The 26,446-nt window shown below is 66.8% G+C and carries 24 protein-coding genes; 11 read left to right on the top strand and 13 right to left on the bottom strand.

Annotated elements, in window-relative coordinates:
- Nucleotides 1-96: 96 nt before the first annotated feature.
- The 4 genes from AC56LK_RS05175 to AC56LK_RS05160 all read left to right on the top strand — a co-directional run bounded on the left by AC56LK_RS05175 (nucleotide 97) and on the right by AC56LK_RS05160 (nucleotide 4,853).
- Nucleotides 97-471, top strand: coding sequence for a DsrE family protein (locus AC56LK_RS05175; RefSeq protein WP_497183491.1), 375 nt, complete (start codon nucleotides 97-99; stop codon nucleotides 469-471).
- 78 nt (nucleotides 472-549) lie between these two features.
- Nucleotides 550-1,884 carry a putative bifunctional diguanylate cyclase/phosphodiesterase gene (locus tag AC56LK_RS05170; RefSeq protein WP_497183490.1) on the top strand — a complete coding sequence of 445 codons (1,335 nt, stop codon included), beginning with the start codon at nucleotides 550-552 and terminating at the stop codon, nucleotides 1,882-1,884.
- 396 nt (nucleotides 1,885-2,280) lie between these two features.
- Nucleotides 2,281-2,709 (top strand): cupin domain-containing protein, encoded by a 429-nt coding sequence (locus AC56LK_RS05165; protein WP_497183489.1) that lies wholly within the window; start codon nucleotides 2,281-2,283, stop codon nucleotides 2,707-2,709.
- Nucleotides 2,710-3,023: 314 nt separating this feature from the next.
- Entirely contained in the window at nucleotides 3,024-4,853 is a 1,830-nt protein-coding gene (locus AC56LK_RS05160; protein ID WP_497183488.1) for an erythromycin esterase family protein, read from the top strand.
- A gap of 171 nt (nucleotides 4,854-5,024) precedes the next feature.
- Here the strand turns inward: AC56LK_RS05160 and AC56LK_RS05155 are convergent, their stop codons facing one another.
- Nucleotides 5,025-7,262, bottom strand: a complete 2,238-nt coding sequence (locus AC56LK_RS05155) for a hybrid sensor histidine kinase/response regulator (protein ID WP_497183487.1) — start codon at nucleotides 7,260-7,262, stop codon at nucleotides 5,025-5,027.
- A gap of 170 nt (nucleotides 7,263-7,432) precedes the next feature.
- Here AC56LK_RS05155 and AC56LK_RS05150 point away from each other — a divergent pair, with 170 nt between their 5' ends.
- The 5 genes from AC56LK_RS05150 (at nucleotide 7,433) to AC56LK_RS05130 (ending at nucleotide 12,933) form a co-directional block, all read left to right on the top strand.
- Entirely contained in the window at nucleotides 7,433-9,829 is a 2,397-nt protein-coding gene (locus AC56LK_RS05150; protein ID WP_497183486.1) for a bifunctional salicylyl-CoA 5-hydroxylase/oxidoreductase, read from the top strand.
- Nucleotides 9,830-9,853: 24 nt separating this feature from the next.
- The gene (locus AC56LK_RS05145; protein WP_497183485.1) at nucleotides 9,854-10,708 is read left to right on the top strand and encodes an enoyl-CoA hydratase family protein; all 855 of its coding nucleotides are present in this window, start codon (nucleotides 9,854-9,856) and stop codon (nucleotides 10,706-10,708) included.
- Nucleotide 10,709: 1 nt separating this feature from the next.
- The gene (locus AC56LK_RS05140; RefSeq protein ID WP_497183484.1) at nucleotides 10,710-11,876 is read left to right on the top strand and encodes an acyl-CoA dehydrogenase family protein; all 1,167 of its coding nucleotides are present in this window, start codon (nucleotides 10,710-10,712) and stop codon (nucleotides 11,874-11,876) included.
- Nucleotides 11,876-12,304 (top strand): RidA family protein, encoded by a 429-nt coding sequence (locus AC56LK_RS05135; protein WP_497183523.1) that lies wholly within the window; start codon nucleotides 11,876-11,878, stop codon nucleotides 12,302-12,304. The genes AC56LK_RS05140 and AC56LK_RS05135 overlap by 1 nt, the downstream gene beginning before the upstream one ends.
- Nucleotides 12,305-12,609: 305 nt before the next feature.
- Nucleotides 12,610-12,933, top strand: a complete 324-nt coding sequence (locus AC56LK_RS05130; RefSeq protein WP_497183483.1) for a hypothetical protein — start codon at nucleotides 12,610-12,612, stop codon at nucleotides 12,931-12,933.
- Nucleotides 12,934-12,942: 9 nt separating this feature from the next.
- Here the strand turns inward: AC56LK_RS05130 and AC56LK_RS05125 are convergent, their stop codons facing one another.
- Both AC56LK_RS05125 and AC56LK_RS05120 read right to left on the bottom strand, forming a co-directional pair.
- On the bottom strand, nucleotides 12,943-15,192 hold the full coding sequence (locus AC56LK_RS05125) for a xanthine dehydrogenase family protein molybdopterin-binding subunit (RefSeq protein ID WP_497183482.1): 2,250 nt from the start codon (nucleotides 15,190-15,192) through the stop codon (nucleotides 12,943-12,945).
- The gene (locus tag AC56LK_RS05120) at nucleotides 15,189-15,668 is read right to left on the bottom strand and encodes a (2Fe-2S)-binding protein (RefSeq protein ID WP_497183481.1); all 480 of its coding nucleotides are present in this window, start codon (nucleotides 15,666-15,668) and stop codon (nucleotides 15,189-15,191) included. The genes AC56LK_RS05125 and AC56LK_RS05120 overlap by 4 nt, the downstream gene beginning before the upstream one ends.
- A gap of 203 nt (nucleotides 15,669-15,871) precedes the next feature.
- On the opposite strand from AC56LK_RS05120, the gene AC56LK_RS05115 reads away from it, so the two are divergent.
- Nucleotides 15,872-17,815, top strand: coding sequence for a diguanylate cyclase domain-containing protein (locus AC56LK_RS05115; RefSeq protein WP_497183480.1), 1,944 nt, complete (start codon nucleotides 15,872-15,874; stop codon nucleotides 17,813-17,815).
- Nucleotides 17,816-17,847: 32 nt separating this feature from the next.
- On the opposite strand, the gene AC56LK_RS05110 is transcribed toward AC56LK_RS05115, so the two are convergent.
- The 10 genes from AC56LK_RS05110 to AC56LK_RS05065 all read right to left on the bottom strand — a co-directional run bounded on the left by AC56LK_RS05110 (nucleotide 17,848) and on the right by AC56LK_RS05065 (nucleotide 25,799).
- The gene (locus AC56LK_RS05110) at nucleotides 17,848-19,224 is read right to left on the bottom strand and encodes an erythromycin esterase family protein (protein ID WP_497183479.1); all 1,377 of its coding nucleotides are present in this window, start codon (nucleotides 19,222-19,224) and stop codon (nucleotides 17,848-17,850) included.
- A 27-nt stretch (nucleotides 19,225-19,251) separates the two neighbouring features.
- Entirely contained in the window at nucleotides 19,252-19,965 is a 714-nt protein-coding gene (locus AC56LK_RS05105; protein ID WP_497183478.1) for a hypothetical protein, read from the bottom strand.
- Entirely contained in the window at nucleotides 19,962-20,660 is a 699-nt protein-coding gene (locus AC56LK_RS05100) for a phosphoribosyltransferase (protein ID WP_497183477.1), read from the bottom strand. Before AC56LK_RS05100 ends, AC56LK_RS05105 begins: the two co-directional genes overlap by 4 nt.
- Before the next feature lie 103 nt (nucleotides 20,661-20,763).
- Nucleotides 20,764-21,234, bottom strand: coding sequence for an Hsp20/alpha crystallin family protein (locus AC56LK_RS05095; protein WP_497183476.1), 471 nt, complete (start codon nucleotides 21,232-21,234; stop codon nucleotides 20,764-20,766).
- Nucleotides 21,235-21,339: 105 nt separating this feature from the next.
- Nucleotides 21,340-21,687, bottom strand: coding sequence for an EF-hand domain-containing protein (locus AC56LK_RS05090; RefSeq protein WP_497183475.1), 348 nt, complete (start codon nucleotides 21,685-21,687; stop codon nucleotides 21,340-21,342).
- Nucleotides 21,688-21,692: 5 nt separating this feature from the next.
- Nucleotides 21,693-23,306, bottom strand: a complete 1,614-nt coding sequence (locus tag AC56LK_RS05085) for a S10 family peptidase (RefSeq protein ID WP_497183474.1) — start codon at nucleotides 23,304-23,306, stop codon at nucleotides 21,693-21,695.
- A 202-nt stretch (nucleotides 23,307-23,508) separates the two neighbouring features.
- Nucleotides 23,509-24,351, bottom strand: coding sequence for an S-formylglutathione hydrolase (fghA, locus tag AC56LK_RS05080; protein WP_497183473.1), 843 nt, complete (start codon nucleotides 24,349-24,351; stop codon nucleotides 23,509-23,511).
- Nucleotides 24,352-24,411: 60 nt separating this feature from the next.
- The gene (locus AC56LK_RS05075) at nucleotides 24,412-24,996 is read right to left on the bottom strand and encodes a chromate transporter (RefSeq protein ID WP_497183522.1); all 585 of its coding nucleotides are present in this window, start codon (nucleotides 24,994-24,996) and stop codon (nucleotides 24,412-24,414) included.
- The gene (locus tag AC56LK_RS05070; RefSeq protein ID WP_497183472.1) at nucleotides 24,996-25,574 is read right to left on the bottom strand and encodes a chromate transporter; all 579 of its coding nucleotides are present in this window, start codon (nucleotides 25,572-25,574) and stop codon (nucleotides 24,996-24,998) included. The genes AC56LK_RS05075 and AC56LK_RS05070 overlap by 1 nt, the downstream gene beginning before the upstream one ends.
- A gap of 51 nt (nucleotides 25,575-25,625) precedes the next feature.
- Nucleotides 25,626-25,799 (bottom strand): hypothetical protein, encoded by a 174-nt coding sequence (locus AC56LK_RS05065; protein ID WP_497183526.1) that lies wholly within the window; start codon nucleotides 25,797-25,799, stop codon nucleotides 25,626-25,628.
- A 190-nt stretch (nucleotides 25,800-25,989) separates the two neighbouring features.
- Here AC56LK_RS05065 and AC56LK_RS05060 point away from each other — a divergent pair, with 190 nt between their 5' ends.
- The gene (locus tag AC56LK_RS05060) at nucleotides 25,990-26,223 is read left to right on the top strand and encodes a hypothetical protein (protein WP_497183471.1); all 234 of its coding nucleotides are present in this window, start codon (nucleotides 25,990-25,992) and stop codon (nucleotides 26,221-26,223) included.
- Nucleotides 26,224-26,446 lie beyond the last annotated feature (223 nt).

The following is a 26,446-nucleotide window of genomic DNA, read 5'->3' as shown; positions in this document are numbered from 1 at the left end:
GCACTGTTTTTCCGCATCTCTTTAACCTCCAGAATGTGATCCATGCCTTGAACGGCTACCTCTCCCAACCGCAACATCCCAGATCAGGAGCACATCATGAAAGCAGCGATCATCATTTTTTCGGACCTAAGCCATGGCGGCGAAGAAGCCCTTGGACGCCTGTTTAACGGCCTGGCCGCAGCCTACGATTTCAAACAGCGCGGCACCGACGTTGCGATCTACTTCCAAGGCACCGGTACCCGCTGGGCCGGCGTGGTCGGCAACCCCGCCCACCCGGTCCATGCGCTCTACCAAGCAGTGGCCGATACCGTCGCCGGCGTGTCATGCGGCTGCGCCGACGTCTTCGGGGCGCGCGAGGACGCTGAGAAAAACGGCTTCGACCTGGTGACCGACAACAGCGTGCCAGGTACCTCGGGCCTGCCGATCATTGCTCAGCTTGCCGCGGACGGCTATTCCATCTTCAGCTTCTAGCCCAGCGCACAGGCGGGCGGTGCTCGCCGCTGCCCATATACAACATGGACGTCGGATCGTCGGATTATGAGGTGACGCATGGAAGACCAAGCGAACACGGGCAGGGACGCCGAGAGCAGAGCTGGCGCACGCAATGCTGTCGATGGACTGCCGGACCTGAAACGCCACCGCGATACGCTGGCCCAGTCCTGGCACGATGCGCGTTCGGCCGGCTCGGCGCTATCGTTGCTGCACCTGCAACTAGGCCGTCTGCGAGAGATCGGCCAGGTGTTTGGCGACGAGATTGCGGACGAACTTTTTTGGCAGGCCATTGTCCGGCTCGAAGCAAGTCTTCCCAGGGATAGCATCCTGGCACGCTTCAGCGACGATACGTTAAGCTTGATCCTGCGCGGCAGTGCGACGGACGATGCCGCAGAGTACGCTGAAGCCCTGTGCCATCTCATGGATCGGCCTTTTGCAGTCGCCGGAATGTCTTTTTGCATCCAGGTCAGCGGCGGACTGGCCGGCGATACCGACGACGTAGTCTCGCCAGCCGCGCTTTGCCGTCGAGCCAATGCTGCCCTCGCTCAGACCAGGCCCGGCGGCAGGCGAGTCGCTCTATACACCAATGCACAGCAGCGGATGCAGGCAAGCCGGCTGGCACTGATGGGTGACCTGTTCGGCGCCGTTGAACGCGACGAACTACGCTTGTACTGCCAACCGAAGATCGATTTACGCACGGGTCGCATTGCGGGCGCTGAGACCCTTGTGCGCTGGGCCCATCCCAGGCTGGGCCTGATTCCTGCCGCACAGTTTATCGCGCTGGCGGAACAAAGCGGCATGATCGGCCGGGTGACCAGTTGGGTCTTGAACGCGACGCTGGGTTTTTTGCGCGGCTGGCAGGCGTATGACGACGTGCAGACGCTAGCGGTGAACCTGTCGGCGCACGACATTCGGCATCCGGCGATGGCGCAACGGGTCCAGAACCAGCTCGATGCCTGGGGCGTGCGCCCCGAACTGCTGCAGTTCGAGCTGACCGAAAGCGCGTTGATCGAAGATCCCGATGCGGCCTTGGCGACGCTCAGGCGTTTGAAGGATTGCGGCGTGGAGATCATGATCGACGATTACGGAACCGGCTACGCCAGCCTGAGCTATCTACGGCAATTTCCAATGGACGGCATCAAAATCGATCAGTCCTTCATTGCGCCGATCCTGGGCGACGTAGAAGCGGCAGCGATCGTTCGGTCGACTATTGCCCTCGGCCATGCACTGGGACGGAAAGTTGTCGCAGAAGGTGTGGAGTGCAGGAACGTGTCGAACTGCCTGGCCCAGCAGGGCTGCGATTTGGCGCAGGGCTATCTGTTCAGCATGCCAATGCCCATCGAAGAATTACCTGGCTGGCAAGCCGCTCATATAAAAGGGCCAGCCGTGTAAGCCAATGTATCTGCCACGGGCCCAGCTACATTCGGAAGCAAAAAGAGCCCGTTCGGAACACAAGAGGGATACATCCGTTTGATGTAATGGATGTGCGCCATTGATGTGTACGGTTAGAAGCCATTCATTTATCGCCAACGTTCAGCCGAAAGAGGACCATGTCCAGCCGCCACACCTATGACCAGATTGCTCCGGCAGCACTACAAGCGCACGAGGTGCGTGTCGTTGTCGGCCGATCTGCACACGGCAGGTAATCGTGGCGCATCGAGCGCGCATTGCGTAACCGGCAGGGCGACTCATGCGCAGCGGGATTCAGCGTCAGCTCGCCGGCGCAGGAATCCATCGCAGTCTATTACCCTCATTTAAACAAACCCTTGCATGATCCTTAGGATACCTATGAAAACTCTCTCTAAAGCTGTGATGGCTACCGTGTTCTTCGCGTGTTTCTCCAGCCAAGCCCTTGCTTTCACGCCGAACGCCGATGCGCTACCGGCGCCGGCGTTCGATGCCAAAGGAATTGCCCGCACAGAGACCGTGCGTCGGGAATACGACAGCAAGACCCTCGCTATCCAGGTTCGCGTCGACTTCGCTCCCCAGGCATCGTTTCCAAAGCACTCTCACCCAGGCGTCGAAATTGCCTATGTTCTAAGAGGCACGATCGAGTACGAGATGGACGGGAAGACCTATCGCCTCAGAGCAGGCGAGTCGCTCTATATTCCAGCCGGCGCCTCGCACTCGGCACGCAACGTAGGCTCTGACGTTACTTCTGAGCTCGCGACCTACCTGGTCGAAAAAGACAAACCCATCGTAGTTATCGATAAGTAATCGCATTCGTGCATTGCCTTCGTGTAGCCAGCCGTTCCGGCCGCAATAGTGTTCGTAGGTCTGGCATCGCGGCACACTCTCTTCATTGGCAACCACCTTACTTACCGGCGACATGGAAAATTCACCGCACATCTTGATTGTCGACGACTGAGCGATACGTCCATCTTGGGTCGGATTCGGTCCTTGGTGACAATATGCGATTTTTCGTCCCTTGCAGCTTGCTATGCTGAGCTTGATGGCGGGGAGAAAAAAGTCCCGCACTGTACCCGTTTCTCAGGTGATCGCTGTTTAATTCTTAGCTTTCGATGAGCCAAATGTTCAGAACCCGTTCAACCCGCGCACTTGCTGCCATGCTGCTTACCGGTACGCTGCAGGCTGCCGCTCAGGAACTCCCTCTCCCCAATCCGCAATTTCGCGATTGGGAGCAGGAGCACGGCGGCCCTGCGCGTTGGTTCATGAACCTGAAGGGCTATGCGGCCGAGCAGGTGTGCGATGCGGCGCCGCCCGCGCCCTGCGCTGTGAAGCTGAGCGCAACGGCGTCGCGCGCAACCGGGCAGTTTGGTGCGTTCTGCCATGACCTGCCAGTCGCCGGGGCGGGAGGCCATGCGGTTACGCTGTCCGGACGGATTCGAACCCAGGCGGTAAAAGATGGCTGGGCCGGTTTGTTCGTGAGCGTTCAAGCGACAGGGCAGTCAGTCGCTTACAAAAATTCTGGAGAAGATGGGGCGCGCGGCGACACGGAATGGCGCGAATTCAGGATCCTCGTGCCTGTCGCGCCGAATGCGGAGACGGTGCGGATTGGCACCCTAATGACAGGAACCGGCAGCGCCTGGTTCTCCGACTTGAAACTGGCGGTGGACGGACAAAGCAAAGTAGCACCTGCTGTTCTCCGAGAAGTGCAAGTTCCGCCGCGGCCGACGCCATCACAAACTTTGCTGGCAGACAGCGATCTGACCTTGCCGGCGGCGGCCGTGCCGACTGTTCGCCCTGCCTGGCGTCGCGACGTGCTTGCGCATCGCCATCCGATCCGCTCTTTGTTCAGCGACGATTTTTCCGATCTCGCCTTTCTCGGACCATTGCTCAGGGATCGACGCGTCATCCAACTGGGCGAGAGCAGCCACGGCATCGCTGAATTCAATTGGATGAAAGTACGGCTGATCAGATTCCTTCACGAAAAGCTCGGCTTTGACGTGATTGCGTTCGAAAGTTCGATGACGGACTGTGATGCGGCAGGCGAAACGGCTGGGACGGAAAGTGCGGAGAAAACCATGCGGTCTTGCGTGTTCGGTGTCTGGCACACGGACGAGGTCTTGACCCTGTTCGATTACGTACGCAAAACCCAAGCCGGTCCGCGTCCGCTGCGTATTACCGGCTTTGATAACCAGCCGAGCGGCAGCTCCGGCGCGACCAGCGGCCGATTCCGCACAATGCTCGAAATCCTTGATCCGACCTCTGTGCCTGCCCTGTTGCAGCATGAAGCCACATTGAAGAAGTTCAAGAAGGAAGACGCGGACAGCTTGCTCGCTTACTACATGGGCTTGCTGCACATCCTGGAACAGAACCGTCCACGCTTGCTGGAGCATTTGCCTGAACATCCAAAATGGGTCGACCTCGCCATTCAGGAAGCGCGCTCGCGGATTGCCTTCGTCCACATGCGCAGTTTGCCGATGGCGGAAGGGATGTCGGTAAGGGATCGTGCGATGGCGGACAATCTGGATTTCGTTGTCGACACACTGTATCCGAAGCGAAAAGTAATCGTTTGGGCCCATAACGCGCACATCGCCTACGCGCCTGAGCACGCCGGAAGCTGGAAACCGATGGGCGCCTGGCTTGCGGAACGGCGCCGCTCCGAGCTGTACACGCTAGGCCTGTACATGGGGCGTGGCGCTGGGGCCATGAACGACCGTCGCATCTACACGATCTTGCCTCCCGCAGCGGAATCGTTCGAGTCGATCCTTGCCAACGGCGGCTACAAGATGAGCCTGCTTAATTTCTCCCGCCCGCAGGGCACTCCGGATGCTGCGTGGCTGCACACTGGCCTTGACGCACGGACATGGGGGACCAGACCCGTCCAACTGGTGCCCGCAGACAGCTACGACGGCGTGCTCTACATCGACACCGTGACGCCGCCGCGGTATCGCTAGTTCGAGGCCTACCGGGTGTCAGGCCGGGAGCGAAAGAAGGTGGAAATGCTGTTTGCCCACCTCAAATTCGATTGCCGTAGTGCAGGCAAGATCGCATTTGCCTGGCAGGCAACTTTGGCGCCCGCCCGCGCCGGTCAAAGCGCTGTCCTGCCCAATGACACCGCGCCACGCCTATCGCGCCACTGGCGTCGCGCTGGCCTGCGCCAGCAGCTCGCTCAGCTGCACCGTATTCACCGGCTTGACCATGTAGTGGTCGAAGCCGGCCTCATGCGCGGCATTGCGGTCCTGCTGGCGGCCGTAGCCGGTGGCGGCGATCAGGGTGGCGCCGCTGGTTTGCGGCAGTTGGCGCAGCCGGCGCGCCAGTTCGTTGCCGTCCATGTCGGGCAGGCCGATGTCGAGCAGGCAGACCTGGGGCGTGAACACCTTGGCCACCTCGATGGCGTCGAGCGCGTTGTAGGCGATCTCGACCCGGTGTCCGGCGGCGGCCAGGAACAGGTTGAGGGTGTGGGCGGCGTCCAGGTTGTCGTCCACCACCAGCACCCGCAGCGGCGCCTGGGCGGTGGCGGCGTGGCGCACCGCCTCCGCCACCGGCGACTCGATTTCCTGGCTGAAGCGCGGCAGGCGCACGGTGAAGGTGCTGCCTTTGCCCGGCCCCGGGCTGGCGGCGCTGACGCCGCCGCCGTGCAGTTCGACCAGGCTCCTGGCCAGCGCCAGGCCCAGGCCCAGGCCGCCCTGCGAGCGGTCCGGGCTGCGTTCGGCCTGGGTGAACAGGTCGAACACGCGGTCCACCAGCGCGGCGTCCATGCCGATGCCGTCGTCGGCTACCGTCAGCACGTAGTTGTCGCCATCCTCGGCCAGGCGCAGCTCGATGTGGCCGCCCTCGGGCGTGTACTTGGTGGCGTTACCCAGCAGGTTCGCGACCACCTGCACCAGGCGCTTGTGGTCGCCCTTGGCCCGGGCCGGGCCGGGCGGCAGGTCGAGCACCACCTTGTGGCGGCGCGCGGTGATCAGGGGGCGGATCTGTTCGGCGGCATCGTCCACCACCTTGCGCAGGTCCAGCACCTGGGTCGAGATCGACACCAGGCCGCGGGTCACGCGCGAGACGTCCAGCAGGTCGTCGACCAGGCTGGTCATGTGCTCGACCTGGCGCGCGATGATGGCGCAGGTCTGGGTGATTTGAGTATTGTCCGAATGCAGGAGCTTGAGCAGGTGGGCGCCGGTGCTGATCGGCGCCAGCGGGTTGCGCAGCTCGTGGGCCAGCATTGCCAGGAATTCGTCCTTGCGCTGGTCGGCCGCGCGCAGCTCGCGCTCGGCCTGGCTGCGCGCCGCTTCCTTGGCCTGCAGCGCGGCCGCCATTTCGTCGAGGGCCGCGGCCAGGCGTCCGATTTCCTCGTTGCCGTAGCTGATGCCGGAACGCGCCTGCAGCTCGCCGGCGGCGATGCGGCGCGCGGTGTCCATCAGCTTGCGCACCCGCTGGACGATCAGGATGTCGCCCGCGAGCCAGGCCGCCAGCATGGCCAGCATGGTGGTCACGCCCAGTCCCAGCAGCGACATCAGCTGGGCCTCGCGCGCCGCCGCCGTGATGGTCTCGACGGGCACGCCGATCGTCACCGTGTATTCCGACAGGGACGGACCGCCCACGCGCGCGAAGGCATGCAGGCGCTCGATGCCGTCTTCGCCGCGCAGCAGCAGCGGGCGCTGTTGCGGATCGCGCATGGCAGCCAGCAGCGGCTGGCTGATCTTCTTGCCGAACCAGCGCTCGGGGTCGGGCCGGCGCGAGATCAGCAGGCCGTTCGAATCGGCCGTCTCCAGGATCGAGCCGGCCGGCAGGTTGATGTCGTTCACGAAGGTGTCGAGCCCGGCCAGGTCCATCGCCGAGAACACCACCGCCACCACCTTGCCGCTGCGGTCGGTGACCGGATAGGTGAGGTTGATGGTATGGCGGCGGATGACGCGGCCGAACACGTAATCGCCGGCGATGAAGCGGCGCTCGGCGATGGCGCGCCGGAAGTGGCGGCGGTCGCCCAGGTTTACCGGGTGCAGCATCGGCACCGCGCTGCAGGTCACTTCGCCGTCCATGCGGATCAGGCCGAAGTTGACGTAGCCTTCGTTGCGGTCGAGGACGTCGGACAGCAGGGCGTTGCAGCGCTCGCTCGGACCCATCAGGTCGGGAACGCTCACCAGGTCGACCAGGATCTGGCGCGCGCGGTCGAGCGACTGCGCCTCGTTGGCGGCGGCGAGGTTGGTCAGGCGCTGGAGGTTTTCCTCGGAGGCCCGGATCGCCGTTTCGCGCTCGCGGACGCCACCGAGCACCGTCATCACGGCAATCGGCGTGATCGCCAGCGCAACCAGCAGCATCAGGCGGCTGCGCAGGCTGTTCAGGCGTAGGCGCTGGAGCAGGGGATTCATCGACATCGGCGAGACTCGCGGTTGCGGTGCACCGAAGTGGTGCGACCGTTTCCGTATTGTACTAAAACAGCGTCGCCAGATATATGGGGATCGAATGCCCGGCCACGATTACTTGACACCTAAAGCATTCGCCCATGTAAGATGTCGGCAACACCAGACAGGGAGTGGGAATGAACATCGTGTGCGTGGGCGGTGGCCCGGCGGGCCTGTACTTCGGACTGCTCATGAAGAAGCGCCATCCGGACTACGCCGTGACCGTCGTCGAGCGCAACCGCGCCAGCGACACCTTCGGCTGGGGCGTGGTGTTTTCCGACCAGACCCTCGGCCACCTGGCCGGCGCCGACGAAGAGAGCGCGCGCGCCATCCTGCAATCCTTCAACCACTGGGACGACATCGACGTCCACTTCAAGGGGCGCACCCTCACGTCCGGCGGACACGGCTTCTGCGGCATCGGCCGCAAACGCCTGCTGAACATCCTGCAGGAGCGCGGCGCCGCCCTCGGCGTGCGCCTGGAATTCGAGCATGAGGTGCGCGACGATGCCGAATTGGCACGGGCCGAAATTGGTCACTACAACGCGGACCTGGTGATCGCCTGCGACGGCGTCAACAGCGCCGTACGCAGCCGCCACGCCGAGGTATTCCAGCCCGAGGTGGAGCAGCGCCACTGCCGCTTCGTCTGGCTCGGCACGCGCAAGAAATTCGATGCCTTCACGTTCGCGTTCGAAGAGACCGAACACGGCTGGTTCCAGGCCCACGCCTACCAGTACGACGGCGACACCTCGACCTTCATCGTCGAGACGCCGGAGGAAACCTGGCGTGCCGCCGGGCTGGAAGCGATGGACCAGCGGGAGGCGCTGGCCTTCTGCGAGCGCCTGTTCGCGCGCTACCTCGACGGCCAGCCCCTGATGGCCAACGCCGCCCACCTGCGCGGCTCGGCGATGTGGATCCGTTTCCCACGTATCGCCTGCCGCCGCTGGGTCCATTGGAACGAGATCGACGGGCGCAGGGTGCCGACGGTGCTGATGGGCGATGCGGCCCACACTGCCCACTTCTCGATCGGCTCGGGCACCAAGCTGGCGCTGGAAGACGCGATCGAGCTGGCGCGCTGCCTCGACGATCCGGCCGCGCCGATCGAAGAGGCGCTGGCCGCCTACGAGGAAGCGCGCCGGGTCGAGGTGCTCAAGCTGCAGAGCGCGGCGCGCAACTCGATGGAATGGTTCGAGAACGTGCGGCGCTACACGGCGCTGGAGGCCGAGCAGTTCGCCTATTCGCTGCTCACGCGCAGCCAGCGCCTGTCGCACGAGAACCTGCGCCTGCGCGACCCGGACTATGTCGCCGGCTTCGAAGCCTGGTTCGCCGGACGGGCCGCGGCCCAGGCCGGCGTGGCGGCGCCGGGCGGGCCGACCCCGCCCATGTTCACCCCCTATAAAGTACGCGGCCTGCTGCTGAAGAACCGCGTGATCGTCTCGCCGATGGCCCAGTACTCGGCCGTGGACGGCACGGTGGGCGACTTCCACCTGGCCCACCTCGGCGCCCGCGCCCTCGGCGGCGCGGCCCTGGTGATGGCCGAGATGACCTGCGTCTCCGCCGACGCGCGCATCACGCCCGGCTGCCCCGGCCTGTACTCGCAGGAACACACGGCCGCCTGGGCCCGCATCGTCGGCTTCGTGCATGCGAATGCGGACGCGAAGATCGGCATCCAGCTGGGCCATGCCGGCGCCAAGGGCTCGACCCGGCCGATGTGGGACGGGATCGACCTGCCGCTCGATGAAGGCAACTGGCCGCTGGTGTCGGCATCGAGGCAGCAGTACCTGCAGGGCGTGTCGCAGGTGGCGCGCGAAGCCGGACCGGACGACCTGGAGCGCATCAAGCTGGACTTCGTGCGCGCCACCCGGGCCGCCGCCGAAGCGGGCTTCGACTGGCTGGAACTGCATTGTGCCCATGGCTACCTGCTGTCGAGCTTCATCTCGCCGCTGACCAACCACCGCCAGGACGCCTACGGCGGCAGCCTGGAAAACCGCTGCCGCTATCCGCTCGAGGTATTCGCCGCGATCCGCGCCGTCTGGCCGGTCGATCTGCCGATCAGTGTACGCTTGTCGGCCCACGATTGGGTCGAAGGCGGCATCACGCCGGATGACGCCGTGGCGATCGCGCGCCTGTTCAAGGCGGCCGGTGCGGACATGATCGACTGTTCCTCGGGCCAGGTCAGCAAGGAAGAAAAGCCGGTGTACGGACGCATGTTCCAGACCCCGTTCGCCGACCGTATCCGCAACGAGGCCGGCATCCCGACCATCGCGGTCGGCTCGATCTACGAAGCCGACCACGTCAACGGCATCGTCTCGGCCGGCCGCGCCGACCTGTGCGCCGTCGCCCGCCCGCACCTGGCCAACCCGGCCTGGACGCTGAACGAGGCCGCCCGCATCGGCTACACGGGCGCGGCCTGGCCGCGCCAGTACCGCGCCGGCAAGACCCAGCTCGAACGCAATCTCGAACGCGAGCGCCAGATGCAGGCAGCCGGCAATGGCTTGACGCCGCAGCAACTGGCCGCGCGCCTGCTCGAAGGCTGAATCACCCTTATCAGGAGCTACCGCATGCATTACTTACCGGGCGAAGCGCACCGGCTGCCGGGCAGCCGCGCCAGCCTTGCCGCCTACCAGGCCACCCATTTCCATTTCGCCGTGCAGGAGCGGGTCGCCACCATCACACTGAACCGGCCGGAGCGCAAGAATCCGCTGACCTTCGAGTCCTATGCCGAACTGCGCGACCTGTTCCGCGCGCTGGCTTATGCCGACGACATCAAGGCGATCGTCATCACGGGCGCCGGCGAGAACTTCTGCTCGGGCGGCGACGTGCACGAGATCATCGGGCCGCTGACCAAACTCGACATGCCCGGCCTGCTGGCATTCACCCGCATGACCGGCGACCTCGTCAAGGCGATGCGCGCCTGCCCGCAGCCGATCGTCGCGGCCGTGGACGGCGTCTGCGCCGGCGCCGGCGCGATCCTGGCGCTGTCTTCCGACATCCGCTACGGCACCACGCGCAGCAAGACCGCCTTCCTGTTCACCCGGGTCGGCCTGGCCGGCTGCGACATGGGCGCCTGCGCGCTGCTGCCGCGCGTGATCGGCCAGGGCAGGGCGGCCGAACTGCTCTACACCGGCCGCGCCATGAAGGGCGAGGAGGCCGAGCGCTGGGGTTTCTTCAACCGCCTGTGCGAGCCGGATGCGCTGCTGGGCGAGGCGCAGGCTTTCGCGGCGACGCTCGCGAATGGCCCGACCTTTGCCCACGGCATGACCAAGAAAATGCTGCAGCAGGAGTGGAACATGGGCGTCGACGAAGCCATCGAAGCCGAAGCCCAGGCCCAGGCGATCTGCATGGCCACCAATGACTTCCACCGCGCCTACCACGCCTTCGTGGCCAAGGACACGCCACATTTCGAAGGGGATTGAGATGGCTGACCGCGATTTCCTCGACTGGCCTTTCCTGGAGCCGCGCCACCGCGCACTGGCGCTGGAACTCGACGCCTGGGCCGGCGACCACCTGCGGCACGCGCACGGCAGGGATGTCGATGCCGCCTGCCGCGCGCTGGTCGCGGCGCTCGGCAGCGGCGGCTGGCTGCGCCATGCGATCGGCGGCGCGGATCAAGCGATCGATACCCGCGCCATCTGCCTGATCCGCGAGACCCTGGCACGCCATGCCGGCCTGGCGGACTTCGCCTTCGCCATGCAGGGCCTGGGTAGCGGGGCAATCTCGCTGTTCGGCACGGCGGCGCAGCAGGAAGCCTGGCTGCCGCGCGTGGCGAGCGGCGCGGCGATCGCCGCTTTTGCGCTCTCCGAGCCGCAAGCCGGTTCCGACGTGGCGGCGATGCAGTGCGCTGCCCGGCGCGAGGGCGACAGCTATGTGCTCGATGGCGAAAAGACCTGGATCTCGAACGGCGGCATCGCCGACTTCTACGTGGTGTTCGCGCGCACCGGCGACGGCGGCGGCGAAGGGGGACGCGGCGCGCGCGGCATTTCCGCCTTCATCGTCGAAGCGGGCATGCCCGGCTTCGAGATCGCCGAGCGCATCGACGTGATCGCCCCCCACCCGCTGGCGCGTTTGCGTTTCGATGGCTGCCGGGTGCCGGCCGCCAACCGCATCGGCGAGGAAGGGCAGGGCTTCAAGGTGGCAATGGCCACGCTCGACGTGTTCCGCACCTCGGTGGCGGCGGCCAGCCTCGGCTTCGCGCGCCGCGCGCTGGACGAAGCCCTGAAACGCGCCCGCGAACGTGCCATGTTCGGCAAGACCCTGGCCGACTTCCAGCTCACCCAGGCCAAGCTGGCCCAGATGGCGACCGGCATCGACGCCGCCGCGCTGCTGACCTACCGCGCGGCCTGGATGCGCGACCAGGGCAAGCGTGTGACCAAGGAAGCGGCCATGGCCAAGCTGACGGCGACCGAGACGGCCCAGCAGGTCATCGACGCGGCCGTGCAGATGTTCGGCGGCCAGGGCGTGGTCAGCGGCGAGACGGTCGAGACGCTGTACCGCGAAATCCGCGCGTTGCGCATCTACGAAGGGGCGAGCGAGGTGCAGCTGCTGATCATCGCGCGCGAACTGCTGGCAGGGGAGGCCGCATGATCGAGATCCTGCAACCGCCGGGCTGGGTACGCCCGAAAGGCTACGCCAACGGCATCGCCGCCCGCGGCCGCCAGGTCTACGTGAGCGGCATGATCGGCTGGGATGCCGAATGCCGCTTCCAGACCGACGACTTCGTGGGCCAGGCGCGCCAGGCACTGGAGAACGTGGTCGCGGTGCTGCGCGAAGCGGGGGCGGGGCCGGAGCACATCGTCCGCATGACCTGGTACGTGCTCGACCGGCAGGAATACCTTGGCGCCGGCGCGGCACTGGGGGCGGCCTATCGCGACGTGATCGGGCGGCATTATCCGGCCATGAGTGCGGTGCAGGTGGCGGCCCTCATGGAAGAGCGGGCGCGGGTGGAGATCGAGGTCACGGCGGTGATACCGGACCGCGAGCCTGGCACCACCGTAGGCCGGCCTCGCGAGTAAGCGGCGCCGCTAGCAGACTTGACAGGCATGGTACAGACGACGTTGTACTGCCTTACATACTCGGCTTGCCGGGCTATATTGCGGCGCTTCTCATCGGCATTCCCGTGCATGTGCTTCTACAGCGAAAAGGCGTCCGCGGCCTGTACGCCTATGTGCTGGCCAGGATTCGCGATTCCCATGGTGTGGTGCCGTCAGGCAAAGAACCGCTGTTCATTGATGAGCTTCCGGCAATGGCGGCCCGCCCGAGCGCCAGCCCCGTCCCATTTCTGGTACGGTAACCTCCAACAGGAACCGAAGGAGGCGCCATGAACAAGCAGATCGTCAGGGTGATCGACAACTTCGCGGATGCCGAGCGCGCGCGCCAGGCGCTGCTGGACGCGGGCTTCGACCGGAACGGGATCGACATCACCCATACCGGTGACGAAGCCGGTCCTTCCGAAGCCAATTTCACGGTGGGCGATTCGCCCTCGGTGAAGGGCGGCACCGACTACAAGGACGTGTACACGCCGGGGCTGGAGATCGGCAAGTGCGTCGTCACCATCACCGCCGACGAAGCGCTGCTGGAAAGGGCGGCGACGATCCTCGACTACCACGGGGCCAAGGACAACGATCCCGCGCACCGCCATTGAAGCCCGACCTCAGCTCCAGCTGAGGTCGGTTTTGCTCAGCGGCAGCTGACGCACCCGCTTGCCCGTGGCGGCGAAGATCGCATTGCACACGGCCGGCGCCAGCGGCGGCAGGGCGGGCTCGCCCAGGCCGGTCACCGGATTGTCGGTCTTGATGAAGTGCGTCTCGATCCTGGCCGGCGCGTCCGGCATGCGCAGCAGCTGGTAATCGTGGAAGTTGCTCTGCACGATGCGGCCCTTCTCGATGTTCAGCTCCGGGAACATCATGGTCGACAGGCCGTCGATGACCGAGCCTTGCACCTGGTTCTCGGCGCCCGACAGGTTGACGATCTGCGCGCCGACGTCGGCCGCCACCACCACCCGATCCACCTTCAGCTTGCCTTCACGCGACACCGTCACCTCGGCCACTTGCGCCACATAGCCGCGGTGGCTGAAGTGGAAGGCGATGCCCTGGCCCTGGCCGCGCGGGAATTTTTTCTTGCCCCAACCGGCGCGCTGCGCGACTTCGACCAGCACATTGCGCATGCGCTTGACGTCGTAGGGCAGGCCGCGTTCGCTGCTGGCCGGCACGAGATCCTTGTTACCCAGCAGCTCCAGGCGGAACGCCAGTGGATCGCGTCCGCCGGCGTGCGCCAGCTCGTCGATGAAGCTGTGCAGCACCCAGGAGAACACGCAGCTGCCCGGTGCGCGCCATGGACCCATTGGAACGCGGGTTTCCAGCATGGTCTGCTCGAACAGGCAGTGATCGATCCAGCGGCCCGGGAATTCATCGGCAGACAGGTTGCCGCCGCTGCCCGGCTGCAGCACGCTCTTGCCCTCGCGCTCGACCCGGTTGGCGAAAGTCACGAAATGGTTGTGCCAGGCCACCGCCTTGCCGGACGCATCGACGCCGCCGCGCAGGAAGTGGAAGCCGCCCGGGCGGAAGTGGTCGTGCTGCAGGTCGTCCTCGCGGGTCCAGGTCAGCTTGACCGGGGCGCCGGCCTTGCGGGCGATCGCGGTGGCCTCGACGATGAAGTCCGAGCTCAGGCGCCGGCCGAAGCCGCCGCCGCTGCGGATGATGTGCAGGGTGATGTTTTCTTTCGGGATGCCGAAGGTGGTGCTGACCAGTGCCTGGCCGGCGCCCGGATTCTGGGTCGGCGCCCACAGTTCGAGTGCGCCGTCTTCCTTGAGCCAGGCGGTGCAGTTCTGCGGCTCCATGCTCGCGTGCGAGATGAAGGGGTAGCTGTAGGCGGCCTCCACCACCTTGGCCGCGCCCGCCAGTGCCGCCGGGACGTCGCCGTCCTTGCGCACGGTGCTTGTGCTGCCACCTTCGCCGGCCTTCCTGGATGCCGCCTGGGCCTGGGCCGTAAAGTCGGCCCAGCTGTGGTTCGCGCCTTCGCCTTCGTCCCACACCACCTGCAGCTCGCGGCGCGCGCGCATGGCGGCCCAGGTCGAGGTGGCGACGATCGCCACGCCCGGACGCAGGCCGTTCAGGTTGGCCGTGCCCTCGACGAGGAAGGCGTCCTTCACGCCCGGCATGGCCTTGACCGCGTCCAGGTTGGCGCTGAGCGGCTTGCCGCCGAACACCGGGCACTTGGCATACACGGCGTACAGCATGCCGGGCAGGCGCACGTCGATGCCGAACAGCGGCTTGCCACTGACGATGGCGGCATTGTCGACGCCGCCGATCCGGGTGCCCAGCAGCTTGTAGGCGGCGGGGTCTTTCAGCACCACGCTCTTCACATCGGGCACGGCCAGCTTCGACGCGGCGTCCACCAGGGCGCCGTAGCCGAGCCGGCGCTTGCTGGCGCCGTGCACCACGGCGCCGTTCGCGGCCGCGCATTCGGAAACCGGCACTTTCCAGCTGTCGGCCGCGGCCTGCACCAGCATCATGCGCGCGGCGGCGCCGAGGCGGTGGAAGTTCTCGTAGTTGGTCGGGGTCGAGGTCGAGCCGCCGGCGCCCTGCGGTCCGTACAGCGCGGTGTCGAGGTCGCCCTGGACGATGCGCACGTCCTTCCAGTCCACCTCGAGCTGCTCCGCGATCACCATCGGCAGCGAGGTCTTGATGCCCTGGCCGATCTCGGGCTGCTTCGAGATCAGGGTCACCCGGCCGTCGCGGCCGATGCGGATGAAGGCGTTCGGCCTGAAGTCCGCCGGTGTTCCGGCCGCCGCCTGTGCGGCAGCCGCCAGCTCGCCGTCGGCCGACATGCCGAGCATGAAGGCGCCGCCAACGGCAGTGCTGCGCAGGAAGCTGCGGCGCGACGAAGAAAGCGGTGCGCTCATTTCTTGCCCTTCCCATTGGAATTGATCTCGGCCGCGCGGTGGATGCCGGCGCGGATGCGGGTATAGGCGGCGCAGCGGCACAGGTTGCCCGCCATCGCTTCGTCGATCTGGGCGTCGGTCGGCTTCGGATGCTGCTTGAGCAGGTGGCAGGCCGTCATGATCTGGCCCGACTGGCAGTAGCCGCACTGCGGCACGTCGAGCTCCTGCCAGGCCAGCTGCAGCGGGTGCCGGGCCTTCGGGTCGAGGCCCTCGATGGTGGTGATCTTCCGCTTGCCCAGGCTGGACACCGGCGTCAGGCAGGCGCGCGCCGGAACGCCGTCGATGTGCACGGTGCAGGCGCCGCACTGGCCGAGGCCGCAGCCGTACTTGGTGCCGACCAGGCCAAGCGTGTCGCGCAGGGTCCACAGCAGCGGCGTGTCGGGTTCCACGTCCACGGCCTGTGCCTTGCCGTTGATGTGCAGCGTGTATGTACTCATGCGGACCTCGTCCTTCGCAGGGGGAAATAAAGGCTAATCCGCCATGCTAAACGAATCGGCGGGTCTCAACAATATGGACGATTTCTTTGCGGAACGAAACGTAGCGGGCAGCCGGAATATGTAATACTTTGTCATCCTGCTGATCAGTCTCGTCACCATCCATGACCACACCCGGTCCTCGTCTGACATCGGCGAACCTCAAGTTGCGGCTGGCTTCGGTGGCGGCCGTGCTCGTGTTCGCGGCCACCCTGTTGGTGACGCTGTCGACGCTGTCGGTCGCCGAGCGCGGCATGAAAGGGGTGATCGGCGACCAGCAATACACCCTGCTGTCGGGCGCCGCGTCCTTCATGGATGACCGCCTTGCCGCGCGGCTGGGCCAGGTCGAGGCGCTCGCGGCCGCCATCCCGCCGCGGCTGCGCACCGACTGGACCGGGCTGCGGCCCTTCCTGGCCGCCCAGGTCCGGCTGTGGGCCGCCGACGAGTACCTGAACCTGGTGGTTTTCGACGCCGGCGGCGAGATGCGGATGTCGCTGCGCGAGCTGCCCGGGCCGGCATCGCTGAATGCGCGCGGCACCGACTATTTCGAGCGCACGCTCGAGACGCGCAAGGGCGTGATCTCGCGGCCGCTCCGCAGCCGCCTTACCGGCAACCACATCGTGGTATTCAGCGCGCCGGTGACGGACGAAACCGGCCAGCTCGCCGCGGTCCTGACCGGCAGCGTGGACTTGCGGCGCTCCGGCTTCCTGCGCCAGATCAGCACCCTCAAGCCGGGCAAGACCGGTTATCTGTTCATGATGACGGCCGACGGCGTGGTCATCGACCATCCCGACGCATCACGCCTGCTCCAGCATGTCGGCAGCGTCCCTGGCGTGAACCGGGGCACCGACCGCGCCCTGGCCGGCTTCGAAGGCTGGCTGGAGGCCCGCAGCAAGGACGGCAGCGATTCGATCTATGCGTACAAGCGCTTGCGCACGACCGGCTGGATCCTGGCGGCGCGCTATCCGAGCGCGGAAGCCTTCGCGCCGATGGAGGCGATGCGCCAGAACGCCTTCTTCAGCGCCGGCGGGCTGGCGCTGGCGGCCGGCCTGCTGGCCTGGGTGCTGGTATTCCGTCTGCTGGCGCCGCTGCAGGACCTGCGTGACAACGTCGCCGCGATCCGCGACGAGGGCGCCGACATCGCGGTGCTGCGCGACGGGCGCAGGGATGAAATCGGCGAACTCGGGCGCGCCTTTCATGCCCTGATGGCCGAACGCGAGCGGGCCGAACGCGACCGCGCCGCCAGCGAGAAGCGCCTGCAGCTAATCACCGACAACCTGCCGGTGCTGATCTCCTACATCGACCGCGAGCAGCGCTTCCGTTTCGGAAACGCCACCTACGAAAAATGGTTCGGCGTCACGCCCGACCGGCTGGTGGGCATGCCGGTGGCCGAGGTGCTGGGCGCGGAAACGGCCGCCGACATCGGTCCGCACCTCGAGCAGGCATTCGGCGGGCAGGCGGTGACGCACGAGGTGCGGATTCCGGTGCGCGGGGACCCGCGCATCCTGCAGGCCACCTACATACCCGACTACCAGTCCGACGGCAAGGTGGCGGGCGTGTATTCGCTGGTGCACGACATGACGCACGTGAAGGAAGTCGAGGAACAGCTGCAGCAGCTGGCGCGGATCGACACCCTGACCGGCATCGCCAACCGCCGCATGTTCGGCGAGACGCTGCACCATGCGCTGGACCGTGCCCGCCGCAGCGGCCGGCCGCTGGCGCTGGCCTACCTCGATATCGATCACTTCAAGAAGATCAACGACACCCATGGGCACGGCGTGGGCGACGAGGTGCTGAAGGAGTTTGCGCGGCGCCTGACGGTGGGGGTGCGCGCCACCGACACGCCGGCGCGCCTGTCGGGCGACGAGTTTGTGGTCATCCTCGAAGAGATCGGGGGCAGGGCGGAAGCCGAGCGCATCGCCGTCAAGATTGTCGAGAGTATGCGGGTGCCGTTCCGCACCAGCGCCGGGCTGGTCCAGGCCAGCACCAGCGTCGGACTGGCGCTGTCGCAGGCGCGCCAGCCGCAGGAGCAACTGCTGGCGGCAGCGGACAGTGCGTTGTACGCGGCCAAGGGGCAGGGCAGGAACGGGTATGCCTTCCATGAGGGCTGACCGGAGGCGGGGCGCCGCCCCCGCCTGGCCCGTCACAAGCCCTGCGGATAGGTCTCGGGCGGTTCGCCCGAATGCCAGCCGCTGGTGGCATCCAGCGGGGTCACGGCGCTGGTGCGGTCGATGTGGATCACGGCGTCGAACTGGCGCGGGAGCTGGGCCATGAAGTAATGGCTGTGGCGCTCGGTGCGCGGCAGATAGAGCACGCCGATGGCGCGCTCCAGCCGTTCTTCCATCAGCACGTCGCGCGCCGCGCCGGGCGCACGCAGCGGCAGGAAGAAGCGCTCCATGCCGACACTGTGCAGCAGGTGCTCGTAACTGCCGGGCATGCCGGGCCGCACGTGCTTGTGCAGGGCCGGGCCATCCCATTCCGATGCCGCCGTCACCCGGCCGTCGTAGGTGGTGAAACCGATCAGGCAGGCGTCCGCGCCATGGGCCGTGCGCGCCAGCTGGCCCACGTTCCATTCACCCTGGCGCCCGATCTCGGTGGCGCGCGCGTCGCCGATGTGCGAATTGTGTTCCCAGACGACGATCTTGGCCGGCTGGCCGTCGCGCGACAGGTGCCGTGCGAGCGCATCCAGCGTATCAGCCATGTGGCTGTCGCGCAGGTTCCAGGATGAGATGCGGCCGCGGAACATGGTGCGGTAGTACTCCTCGGCATTCTTCACCAGCCGCGCATTCTGCTGAGCGTAGAAGAAGGCGTCTTCGGGACTCGCATTTGCCCCCCCTTCGGCGCCGGCCACGCCGTCCGCCTGCATGTAGTCGAAGGCACGCTGCTGCAGTTCCTGCAGCGCCGCCTGCACGCCTTGCTGGCAGGATTCCGACATGCCGACGCCGGTAGCGTAGCCATAGTGCTGGCTGTCCTCGCCGTAGTGGTCGAAACAGGCATAGCGGCGGCGCGTCTCGTCGGCCGCCACCGGATCGACCTGGTCCAGGTAGCGCAGCACTTCCTGGATCGAGGTGAACAGGCTGTACAGGTCGAGTCCGTAGAAGCCGGCCTTGGCCGCGTCTTGCCTCGCAGCCGTCGCGTCGTTGCGCTTGCGGAGCCATTCGACGAATGCCAGCACCGGCGTGTTGCGCCACATCCACGCGGGGAAACGCTCGAAGCCGGACAGGGCCGTGCGCCCATCGGGATCGCTCCCCTCGCCGCGCACGTAGCGGTTGACGCGCCAGGCGTCCGGCCAGTCGGCTTCGACGGCAACTGCCGTGAAGCCTTTTTCTTCGATCAGGCGCTGGCTGATGCGCGCGCGCTCGTCATAGAACTCGGCCGTGCCGTGGGTGGCCTCGCCGAGCAGCACGAAGCGCGCATCGCCGACGAGATCGAGCAATGCGTCGTAGTCGGACGCGCCGCCGGTGAGTGGGGTGGCCGCCGCCCGCAGGGCGGCGGTTTCATAGTCGGTAACGGTAGCCATGAACAGATCGACCGGGCTGCGGGAAAATCAATGCAGGTAGCGGCTGCCGGCCTGTTCGCCCGTCGCGCCGAGTGGCGCCTGGCCATGCTCGTCGCCGTCGCGCCCAATGTCACGCATGCTGCCGGACATGTTGTCGCTGACGCGGTAGGTCTTGTTGCGCGTGGCCTGCATCAACACGCCCAGCGCGGCGAGGCCGATCAGCAGGCCGCCCGGCGAGCGCCGCATCAGGCTGAGCAGGCCGAGCATGCCGCCGCCCAGCAGGGCCGGATGCGCCGCGCCATAGTCGCGGCTCGGTTCGTAGCGCTTGTGGGGCGCCGGCGAGCGACTGGACGCTGCTTCGTAGCGGCTGTGCGCATCGGCGCTTTCTTCCCAGGCCCTGGCCCGCGCCCGGGCGCGGTCCGCGTTGTCCTCGAGACGCTGGGTCGCTTCCTGCGCGCCGTGGCGCGCGCGTTCGATCATGGGCGCTGCCTGCGCATGCAGGCGGTCGGCACCGCGCGACAGTGCGCTGGCGGCGCTGTCCTTCAGGCCCACCAGGCGGTCGCCGGCGTTGTGCAGGGCATGGTCGACCGTCGCGCCGGTGCGGGCGCCGGCGGTGCGCAGTGCGGACAAGGCCCGCGAGCGGCGCGCGGAGCCGCGTTCGGGGTCGAGCAGGTACATCAGCAGCGCTCCGGCCGCCGCTGCCCCCAGCCATTTGCCCACGCTGCCCACATCGGTTGCCGTCTCGGTTGGTATCGGTTTCATGTCCGCTCCTTTCGGTTGTCCTGGTTGCCATGCCGCGCGGCGGGCCTTGCCCATGCCTGCGCCAGCAGATCCTGCACTTCTTCGTCCTCCGTCTGCCCGAAGCGGCGGTAGTACTGGCCGACCGCGTGGAAGCGGAAGGGTGCGAGCGGGCAGACGACTTCGTCGGCTTCGCGCTCGAGCAGGCCGATCGTGTCGGGCGCGCCCACCGGCGCCGCCACGACCAGCCGCGCCACGCGCTGCTTGCGCACCACCCGGACCGCGGCCAGCATGCTGGCGCCGGTCGCGATGCCGTCGTCGACCAGGATCACGCAGCGTCCTTCGAGCCGCGGCGGCGGGCGGCCACCGCGGTAGAGGCGGTCGCGCCGTTCGAGCTCGGCCAGCTCGCGCGCGGCCACAGCCTCGACCTGCTCCTGCGTCACGCCCATCAGCCCGGGCACGCCCGGCTGCAGCACGCGCACGCCACCGCTGCCGATCGCGCCCATCGCGTATTCCTTATTGCCGGGCATGCCCAGCTTGCGTACCAGCAGCACGTCGAGTTCCGCCCCCAATGCCTGGGCCACTTCGAAGGCCACCGGCACGCCGCCGCGCGGCAGGCCCAGCACGATCGGGTCGGCCTGGCCGGCGAGGTGGCGCAGCACGCGCGCCAGCTGGCGGCCGGCGTGGGTGCGATCCTTGTAGCCTTCTGTATCGGACATGGTGCAACGACCAAAAAGCTGCGGACATGAAACGAAAAGCGGCCGCGCCGCGCCGCGGCAGGGCGCCGCAACGCGGTAGGCGGACCATGGACAGCGCGAACGCTTACTGGATGGTCAGACGGCGTGCTTCAGTGCCCTGCTTTTTGGGCAGGCTCAGCTGCAGAACGCCGTTCTCGAGCCGCGCTTGTGCCGTACCGTCGTCGACCTCGGTGGGCAGGGCGAAGCTGCGCATGAACCTGCGTGCGGTACGTTCAGCATACACCACGGTTTCGCCCTCACGGCGTTCGTTTGCCTCACGGCATTCAGCTTCGATCGTGACCCGCTGGCCATCGACCGAGACCTTGACGTCCTCCTTGTTTACGCCCGGCAGTTCGGCCTGGATTTCGTAGGACTTTTCGGTTTCCTTGACGTCCAGGCGCGGCGATACGGCGCCTTCACCGGCCCATTGGCCGCCCTGGGAGAGCGGGCTGAAGAAATCCTGGAACATGCTCTCGACCATGCGTCCGAACTGGTCCTCGACGGAACCCGGACGGTAGGCCGGCAGTGGGGAAGCACCCCTCTTGATGAGATTCATGATGGCCTCCATGGATGAACAGTGATCGCTGGTAGATACCAGCAATTTATTTATAGGATGGAGACCGGCTGTTTTCAAGCGGGCGGAGCCGCAACGGGCGGCGCCCTAGCGCCGCTCGGTTTTCGCTTGCGTCAGGTAACTGCGCAGCTCGTCGAAGGTGACGGCGCCGCGGCCCCTGGTGTCGATGGCGTCGAAATGCCGGGCGACGAAGCCGAAGCCCTTCGCCTCCTCGCGCGACAAGCTGCGGTTACCGTCGGTATCGGCTGCCCGGAACTGCGCCTCGAGCTTGGCCAGCGCCTGTGCGCGCAGTGCCGCGCCCGACGCCGGCGGCGTGTCGGCCGGGCGGTTGCGCAGCGCGGGCGGCAGCTGGGCGTCGGCGCCGATCTGCCCCTGTGCGGAAGCCGGGGCTGCCAGATGCGCCGCGCCCAGGAGGAGGAATGATAAGAGATGCATGGTCTTCATTGTGCCACCGATACGCTGTTGTAGAAGGCGCGCAGGTCGGCCTTCTGGAGGCGGCGCACGCGGTCGTCGAGGTAGCTCATGTGCCCGCTGTCGTAGTTGCGGATCTGGATGCCGGGGGCGGGGCCGAGCCGCGCCAGGTCCAGTTCGGTCTGGTAGAAGGGCGTCGCCAGGTCGTGGTAGCCGCCCATGGCCAGCACCTTCATGGACGGATTGAGCGTCAGGGCCGCGGCAAGGTCCGGTATCGTGTCCGGCACCGCCTTGCCGTCGTGGCTGAAGTTCCATTGCTCGAGAACGTTGTTGGAACTCAGGTAGGGCGTCATCGCGGTATAGCGCAACTCGGTCTCGAGATAGGTGCGGATGGTGTTGACGAAGGCGCTGCCGACCAGGTTCATCGACGGATCGCCGCCGGCCGCCAGCGCACTGCCGACCGGCGCTTTCACCCGAGCATCGTAACGCCCGATCACTTGTCCCGGCTGAAAGCGGGCGCGGTAGGCCCCCGGGACCATCGACAGGTCCTGGCGCCAGGTCAGCGCCGCCACGCCGGTATAGGCGGCCAGTTGGGTCACGGTGGCATCGCTCGGCGGCGTGCCGCCGGAGAGGAAGGCGCCGACCTCGCTGCGGTAGGGGCCGGCGGCGAACTCGCGCGCTTTCTGCAGCACCGACGAGAAGTCGGCCGGCAGGCTGCTGCCGTTCTGGTGGTAGGCCGACACCGCCGCATAGCTCGGGATATAGCCTTCGCAGCTGACCTGGCCGGGATTGAACACGCCGCAATTCGCGTTGTAGTTCATGGCGGGCGACTGCAGCATGACGCCGGCCACGCGCACGCCGGCGCTCTCGAGCAGGTTGGCCAGCACGGCCGTGCGCGGCCCGCCATAGGATTCGCCGAACAGGTAGACCGGCGAGGCCTGCCGGTTGTTGGCGGCGAGATAGCGGCGCACGAAGTCGCGGAAGGCCGCCGCGTCCTGGTCGACGCCCCAGAACTGGGCATTGGTGCGCGGCGCGATCGCCTGCGAATAGCCGGTGCCGATGGCGTCGACGAAGACCAGGTCGGAATGGTCGAGCAGGGTTTCCTGGTTGTCGACCAGCTGCGGCGGACTGGTTGGCGGTTCAGTGGATGGAAAGGTGGTGGCCATCCGGCGCGGCCCGAATGCACCCAGGTGCAGCCAGATCGACGCCGAACCCGGCCCGCCGTTGTAGAAGAAGGTGAGCGGCCGCTGCGCCGCGGGCTGGGTGCCGGCGGTGTAGGCGACGTAGAAGAAGGACGCCGCCGGCTGGCCGGTCTGCAGGTCGGTGGCGGTCAGGTGGCCGGCGCTGGCGGTGTAGGCGAGCGCTTTGCCGTCCAGGGTGATGTTCTTGTCGACCTTGGAGGAGCGCTCCTCGGCGCTTGCCAGCGAGGCCGCGGCGGCACCCGAGTAGAGGACGGGATCGGCATAGCTGCCAGGTAGTGCCGCGACCGGCGGCGGCGGCGGCGTCTGGACCGGCGCCGGGGCCGGGGCACTGCCGCCACCGCCGCCGCCGCACGCGGCCAGGGTGGCTGCGAGCAGAACGCTGGCCAGCCAGGGTAGTGGACCGGCGTGGCGCGGCCGTCGCGCAGGAGCATGAGAGGCCATGGTCGTCCTGGTGAGAAACTGTCGGGGTTGGTGCCGATTATGCGCCGACTGAAGAAAAACTCAACAGTAAATACATGGCCCGATACAGGCGCTTACATGCAGACTGGCACGACCGGCAGGATCTGACCTGAAGCAGACCTACAAAAGCTCGCGATTCAGTTTTTGCTGTCGCCCGTGTGCGTGCGCCGTTCATGCGTTTGGCTCACCCAAGCAGCCGGCGATGGAAGCGCAGGTGATCCTCGACGAAGCTTGAGATGAAGTAATAGCCGTGGTCATAGCCCGCATGGCGGCGCAGCGTGAGCGGCTGGCCGACGCGCGCGCAGGCTTGCTCGAAGGCTTCCGGATATAGCTGCTCTTCCAGGAACTTGTCCGCCAGGCCCTGGTCGATCAGGATCCCGCCGGGGAAGGGCGCCGACGTCATCGCGGCCATCAATTCCGTCGCATCGTACTGGTGCCATGCAGCCTGGTCCGCGCCGAGGTAGCCGCCGAAGGCTTTCTGGCCCCAGGGGCAGCGCATCGGCGCGGCGATCGGCGCGAAGGCCGACACCGACCGGAACAGCTCAGGGTTCCTCAGCGCCATCATGAGGGCGCCATGCCCACCCATCGAGTGGCCGAAGATGCCGACCCGCGCCGGGTCGGCCGGCAGGCTCGTCGGCACCAGTTCGCGCAGCTCGAGGATGTGGCTGTACATGCGGTAATGGCGTGACCACTGGGGCTCGGTCGCGTCGACGTAGAAGCCGGCGCCGGCGCCGAAATCCCAGCTGTCGGTCTCGCCGGCCACGCCGGCGCCGCGTGGGCTGGTATCGGGCGTGACCAGGATCAGGCCCTCCTGGGCCGCCACGCGCTGGGCGCCGGCCTTGATCATGAAGGTCTCTTCGGCGCAGGTCAGGCCGGCGAGGAAGAACAGCACGGGCAGGCGCTTGCCTTCGGCGCCGGGCGGCAGGTAGACGGAAAAGCGCATCGGCAGGCCGGTCGCCTGCGAGTCGAAGCGGTAGAAGCGCTGGACGCCGCCGAAACAGGCGTGCTCGCTGAGGAGTTCAGGCATGGGGTCACTGGATGAGTGGTCGATTCCGCAAGTATGCCTTGCCGGGACCGGGTCTGCCAGTCACACGAAGCCGAACGCGCCCAGCAGGGCGCCGGCGCCGAGCACCCACAGCAGGTGCAGGCGGGTGCGCCAGACCACCAGGCAGCTGAGCGCCGCCAGCAGCCAGAGCGGCCAGCTGCTCCGTTCCGATCCCGCACCGGCAAGCAGCCAGCTGGTCGCCAGCAGCATGCCGATCACGACCGGTGCCATGCCGAGGCGGAAGGCGCGCACCGCGCGCAGCTCGCGGTTGCGGTGGCCCCATTGCGCGACCTGGTAGTTGAGCAGGGAAGAGGGCAGCAGGATGCCGAGCATGGTCAGGGCCATGCCGGCGAAGGCGGCGCCCAGGCTGCCCGTGTTCATGCCCAGGTTCCAGCCCATCAGGGCGACGAACAGCACGTTCGGCCCCGGCGCTGCTTGCGCCAGCGCAATCGAGTCGCTGAACTGCGACTGGCTCAGCCAGCCCTTGTCCTCGACCAGGTAGCGCTGCATGTCGGCGGTGACCGAAATCGCGCCGCCGAACTGCATCAGCGACAGCATCAGGAAATGGACGAGCAGGCCGGTCCAGTCGTCCGGGCCCAGGACCAGGCCGGGTGGGAGCGCCGGCATCATGGGCGCAGCCTGCGCCAGGCCAGCACGCACCCGAGCCCGCCCAGGGCCGGCAGCACCCAGACCAGCGGCACCCGCAGCCAGGCCAGCAGCACGAAGGCGGCAGCGGCGAGGCCGATGGACCAGGGCAGCGGGATCGGGTTCCTGGCCAGTGCGGTGGACAGCTTGAAACCGGTGGCGGCGATCAGGCCGGCCGAGACGGCCGCCATGCCGCGCAGCGCGCCGGCCATCGCAGAGTGGCCGGCAAAGCGTGCGTGGATAGCGGCCAGCAGCAGCACCAGCGCCAGCGGCAGCACCAGCAGGCCGGCCATCGCGGTCAGCGCCCCGACCGGTCCGAACCAGCGGGCGCCGAGCATGATCGACAGGTTGACCACATTCGGCCCCGGCATGATCTGCGCCACCGCCCAGTCCTCGATGAACTCTTCTTGGGTCAGCCAGCGCTTGCGCTCGACGACCTCGCGCTGCACGACCGCCAGCACGCCGCCGAAACCCTGCAGGGCCAGGACGGTGAAGGAGACGAACAGGTCGAAGAGCGAGGCGGGACGGGGGCGGTCGGGAGCGGAAGGCGGAGAACTCATCCGGGGATTATCGCCGCCCCGGTCCCGTCCTGTCCATGCATGCCCGGACCTTCAGCCGCCTCCGATGCCCCGCATGACCTTGCCGCTGCCGCCGCAGTTGGGGCAGGGCTTGCCGTCGACCTTGCCGGTGCCGGCGCAGTCGTCGCAGACGTCTTCGCCGGCGCCGGGCGTGCCGGGCTGCGCTTCATCGCCGGGATTCAAGTCGGGGTCGGGTTGCATGCTCATGGCGTCCTCGCGTGGTTGGTGTGCGCGGCCATTGTAGGCGGCGTCCGCGCGGGATGGCGCAGCGCTGCTTCCTGTGCATACGGGAGCGCGAAAACCAGGCGCGCTTCGATTCGACTCTGGTATTGACATTGCTCGCGCTTCGCCCATACTCCGGTGCAGCCGACCACCCTTTATCCGAAAGGCCAGGCGCATGATGAATCCTCTCCGCAACTCCCAAGCCAGTCCAGACGCCGCCGTTATTGATGCACGGCACGACCAGCGCCAGCGCGACATCGTGGACGACGGCCTCGCCCTGATGCGTGTCGCGGGCACCCTATCCGCACTTGAATACCTCAAATCCCATGCCGTCGACGGACGGGTCATCGCACGCGTGCTGCTGGAGCCCGGCAGACGGCGCGGCAGCGCCGGACTGGCAGCGGCCTGAGTTTGCCCTTCCGCGGCAGGGACAGCGTCGGGTCAGCGTACACTGGCTTATGCACAAAGATTTCCCTAAAATAATTTTGTGCTTTTACGTGCCGACTGCGCGACAAGTGCGCCTAAGCCCTTGATTTGCGGGGCTATCGGCCCTGCCTTCCCAATAGGCAAATTGTTGAAAGCCGCACGGAAGGCCGCATTCGGCGTGTCAAGCCCCCGCTTTTCCACATAGT

It is taken from the genome of Telluria sp. ZB4P36, from assembly GCF_059685865.1.
This window is presented reverse-complemented; position numbering and strand designations above follow the sequence as displayed.

Bases quoted from the DNA above. Each gene is read 5' to 3' on its own strand.
- AC56LK_RS05110 (WP_497183479.1), bottom strand. From the start codon at position 19,224: ATGGCTACCGTTACCGACTATGAAACCGCCGCCCTGCGGGCGGCGGCC.
- AC56LK_RS05150 (WP_497183486.1), top strand. From the start codon at position 7,433: ATGAACATCGTGTGCGTGGGCGGTGGCCCGGCGGGCCTGTACTTCGGA.
- AC56LK_RS05145 (WP_497183485.1), top strand. From the start codon at position 9,854: ATGCATTACTTACCGGGCGAAGCGCACCGGCTGCCGGGCAGCCGCGCC.
- AC56LK_RS05090 (WP_497183475.1), bottom strand. From the start codon at position 21,687: ATGCATCTCTTATCATTCCTCCTCCTGGGCGCGGCGCATCTGGCAGCC.
- AC56LK_RS05100 (WP_497183477.1), bottom strand. From the start codon at position 20,660: ATGTCCGATACAGAAGGCTACAAGGATCGCACCCACGCCGGCCGCCAG.
- AC56LK_RS05160 (WP_497183488.1), top strand. From the start codon at position 3,024: ATGTTCAGAACCCGTTCAACCCGCGCACTTGCTGCCATGCTGCTTACC.
- AC56LK_RS05175 (WP_497183491.1), top strand. From the start codon at position 97: ATGAAAGCAGCGATCATCATTTTTTCGGACCTAAGCCATGGCGGCGAA.
- AC56LK_RS05170 (WP_497183490.1), top strand. From the start codon at position 550: ATGGAAGACCAAGCGAACACGGGCAGGGACGCCGAGAGCAGAGCTGGC.
- AC56LK_RS05140 (WP_497183484.1), top strand. From the start codon at position 10,710: ATGGCTGACCGCGATTTCCTCGACTGGCCTTTCCTGGAGCCGCGCCAC.
- AC56LK_RS05070 (WP_497183472.1), bottom strand. From the start codon at position 25,574: ATGAGTTCTCCGCCTTCCGCTCCCGACCGCCCCCGTCCCGCCTCGCTC.
- AC56LK_RS05130 (WP_497183483.1), top strand. From the start codon at position 12,610: ATGAACAAGCAGATCGTCAGGGTGATCGACAACTTCGCGGATGCCGAG.
- fghA (WP_497183473.1), bottom strand. From the start codon at position 24,351: ATGCCTGAACTCCTCAGCGAGCACGCCTGTTTCGGCGGCGTCCAGCGC.
- AC56LK_RS05085 (WP_497183474.1), bottom strand. From the start codon at position 23,306: ATGGCCTCTCATGCTCCTGCGCGACGGCCGCGCCACGCCGGTCCACTA.
- AC56LK_RS05060 (WP_497183471.1), top strand. From the start codon at position 25,990: ATGATGAATCCTCTCCGCAACTCCCAAGCCAGTCCAGACGCCGCCGTT.
- AC56LK_RS05120 (WP_497183481.1), bottom strand. From the start codon at position 15,668: ATGAGTACATACACGCTGCACATCAACGGCAAGGCACAGGCCGTGGAC.
- AC56LK_RS05095 (WP_497183476.1), bottom strand. From the start codon at position 21,234: ATGAATCTCATCAAGAGGGGTGCTTCCCCACTGCCGGCCTACCGTCCG.
- AC56LK_RS05065 (WP_497183526.1), bottom strand. From the start codon at position 25,799: ATGAGCATGCAACCCGACCCCGACTTGAATCCCGGCGATGAAGCGCAG.
- AC56LK_RS05165 (WP_497183489.1), top strand. From the start codon at position 2,281: ATGAAAACTCTCTCTAAAGCTGTGATGGCTACCGTGTTCTTCGCGTGT.
- AC56LK_RS05125 (WP_497183482.1), bottom strand. From the start codon at position 15,192: ATGAGCGCACCGCTTTCTTCGTCGCGCCGCAGCTTCCTGCGCAGCACT.
- AC56LK_RS05155 (WP_497183487.1), bottom strand. From the start codon at position 7,262: ATGAATCCCCTGCTCCAGCGCCTACGCCTGAACAGCCTGCGCAGCCGC.
- AC56LK_RS05075 (WP_497183522.1), bottom strand. From the start codon at position 24,996: ATGCCGGCGCTCCCACCCGGCCTGGTCCTGGGCCCGGACGACTGGACC.
- AC56LK_RS05105 (WP_497183478.1), bottom strand. From the start codon at position 19,965: ATGAAACCGATACCAACCGAGACGGCAACCGATGTGGGCAGCGTGGGC.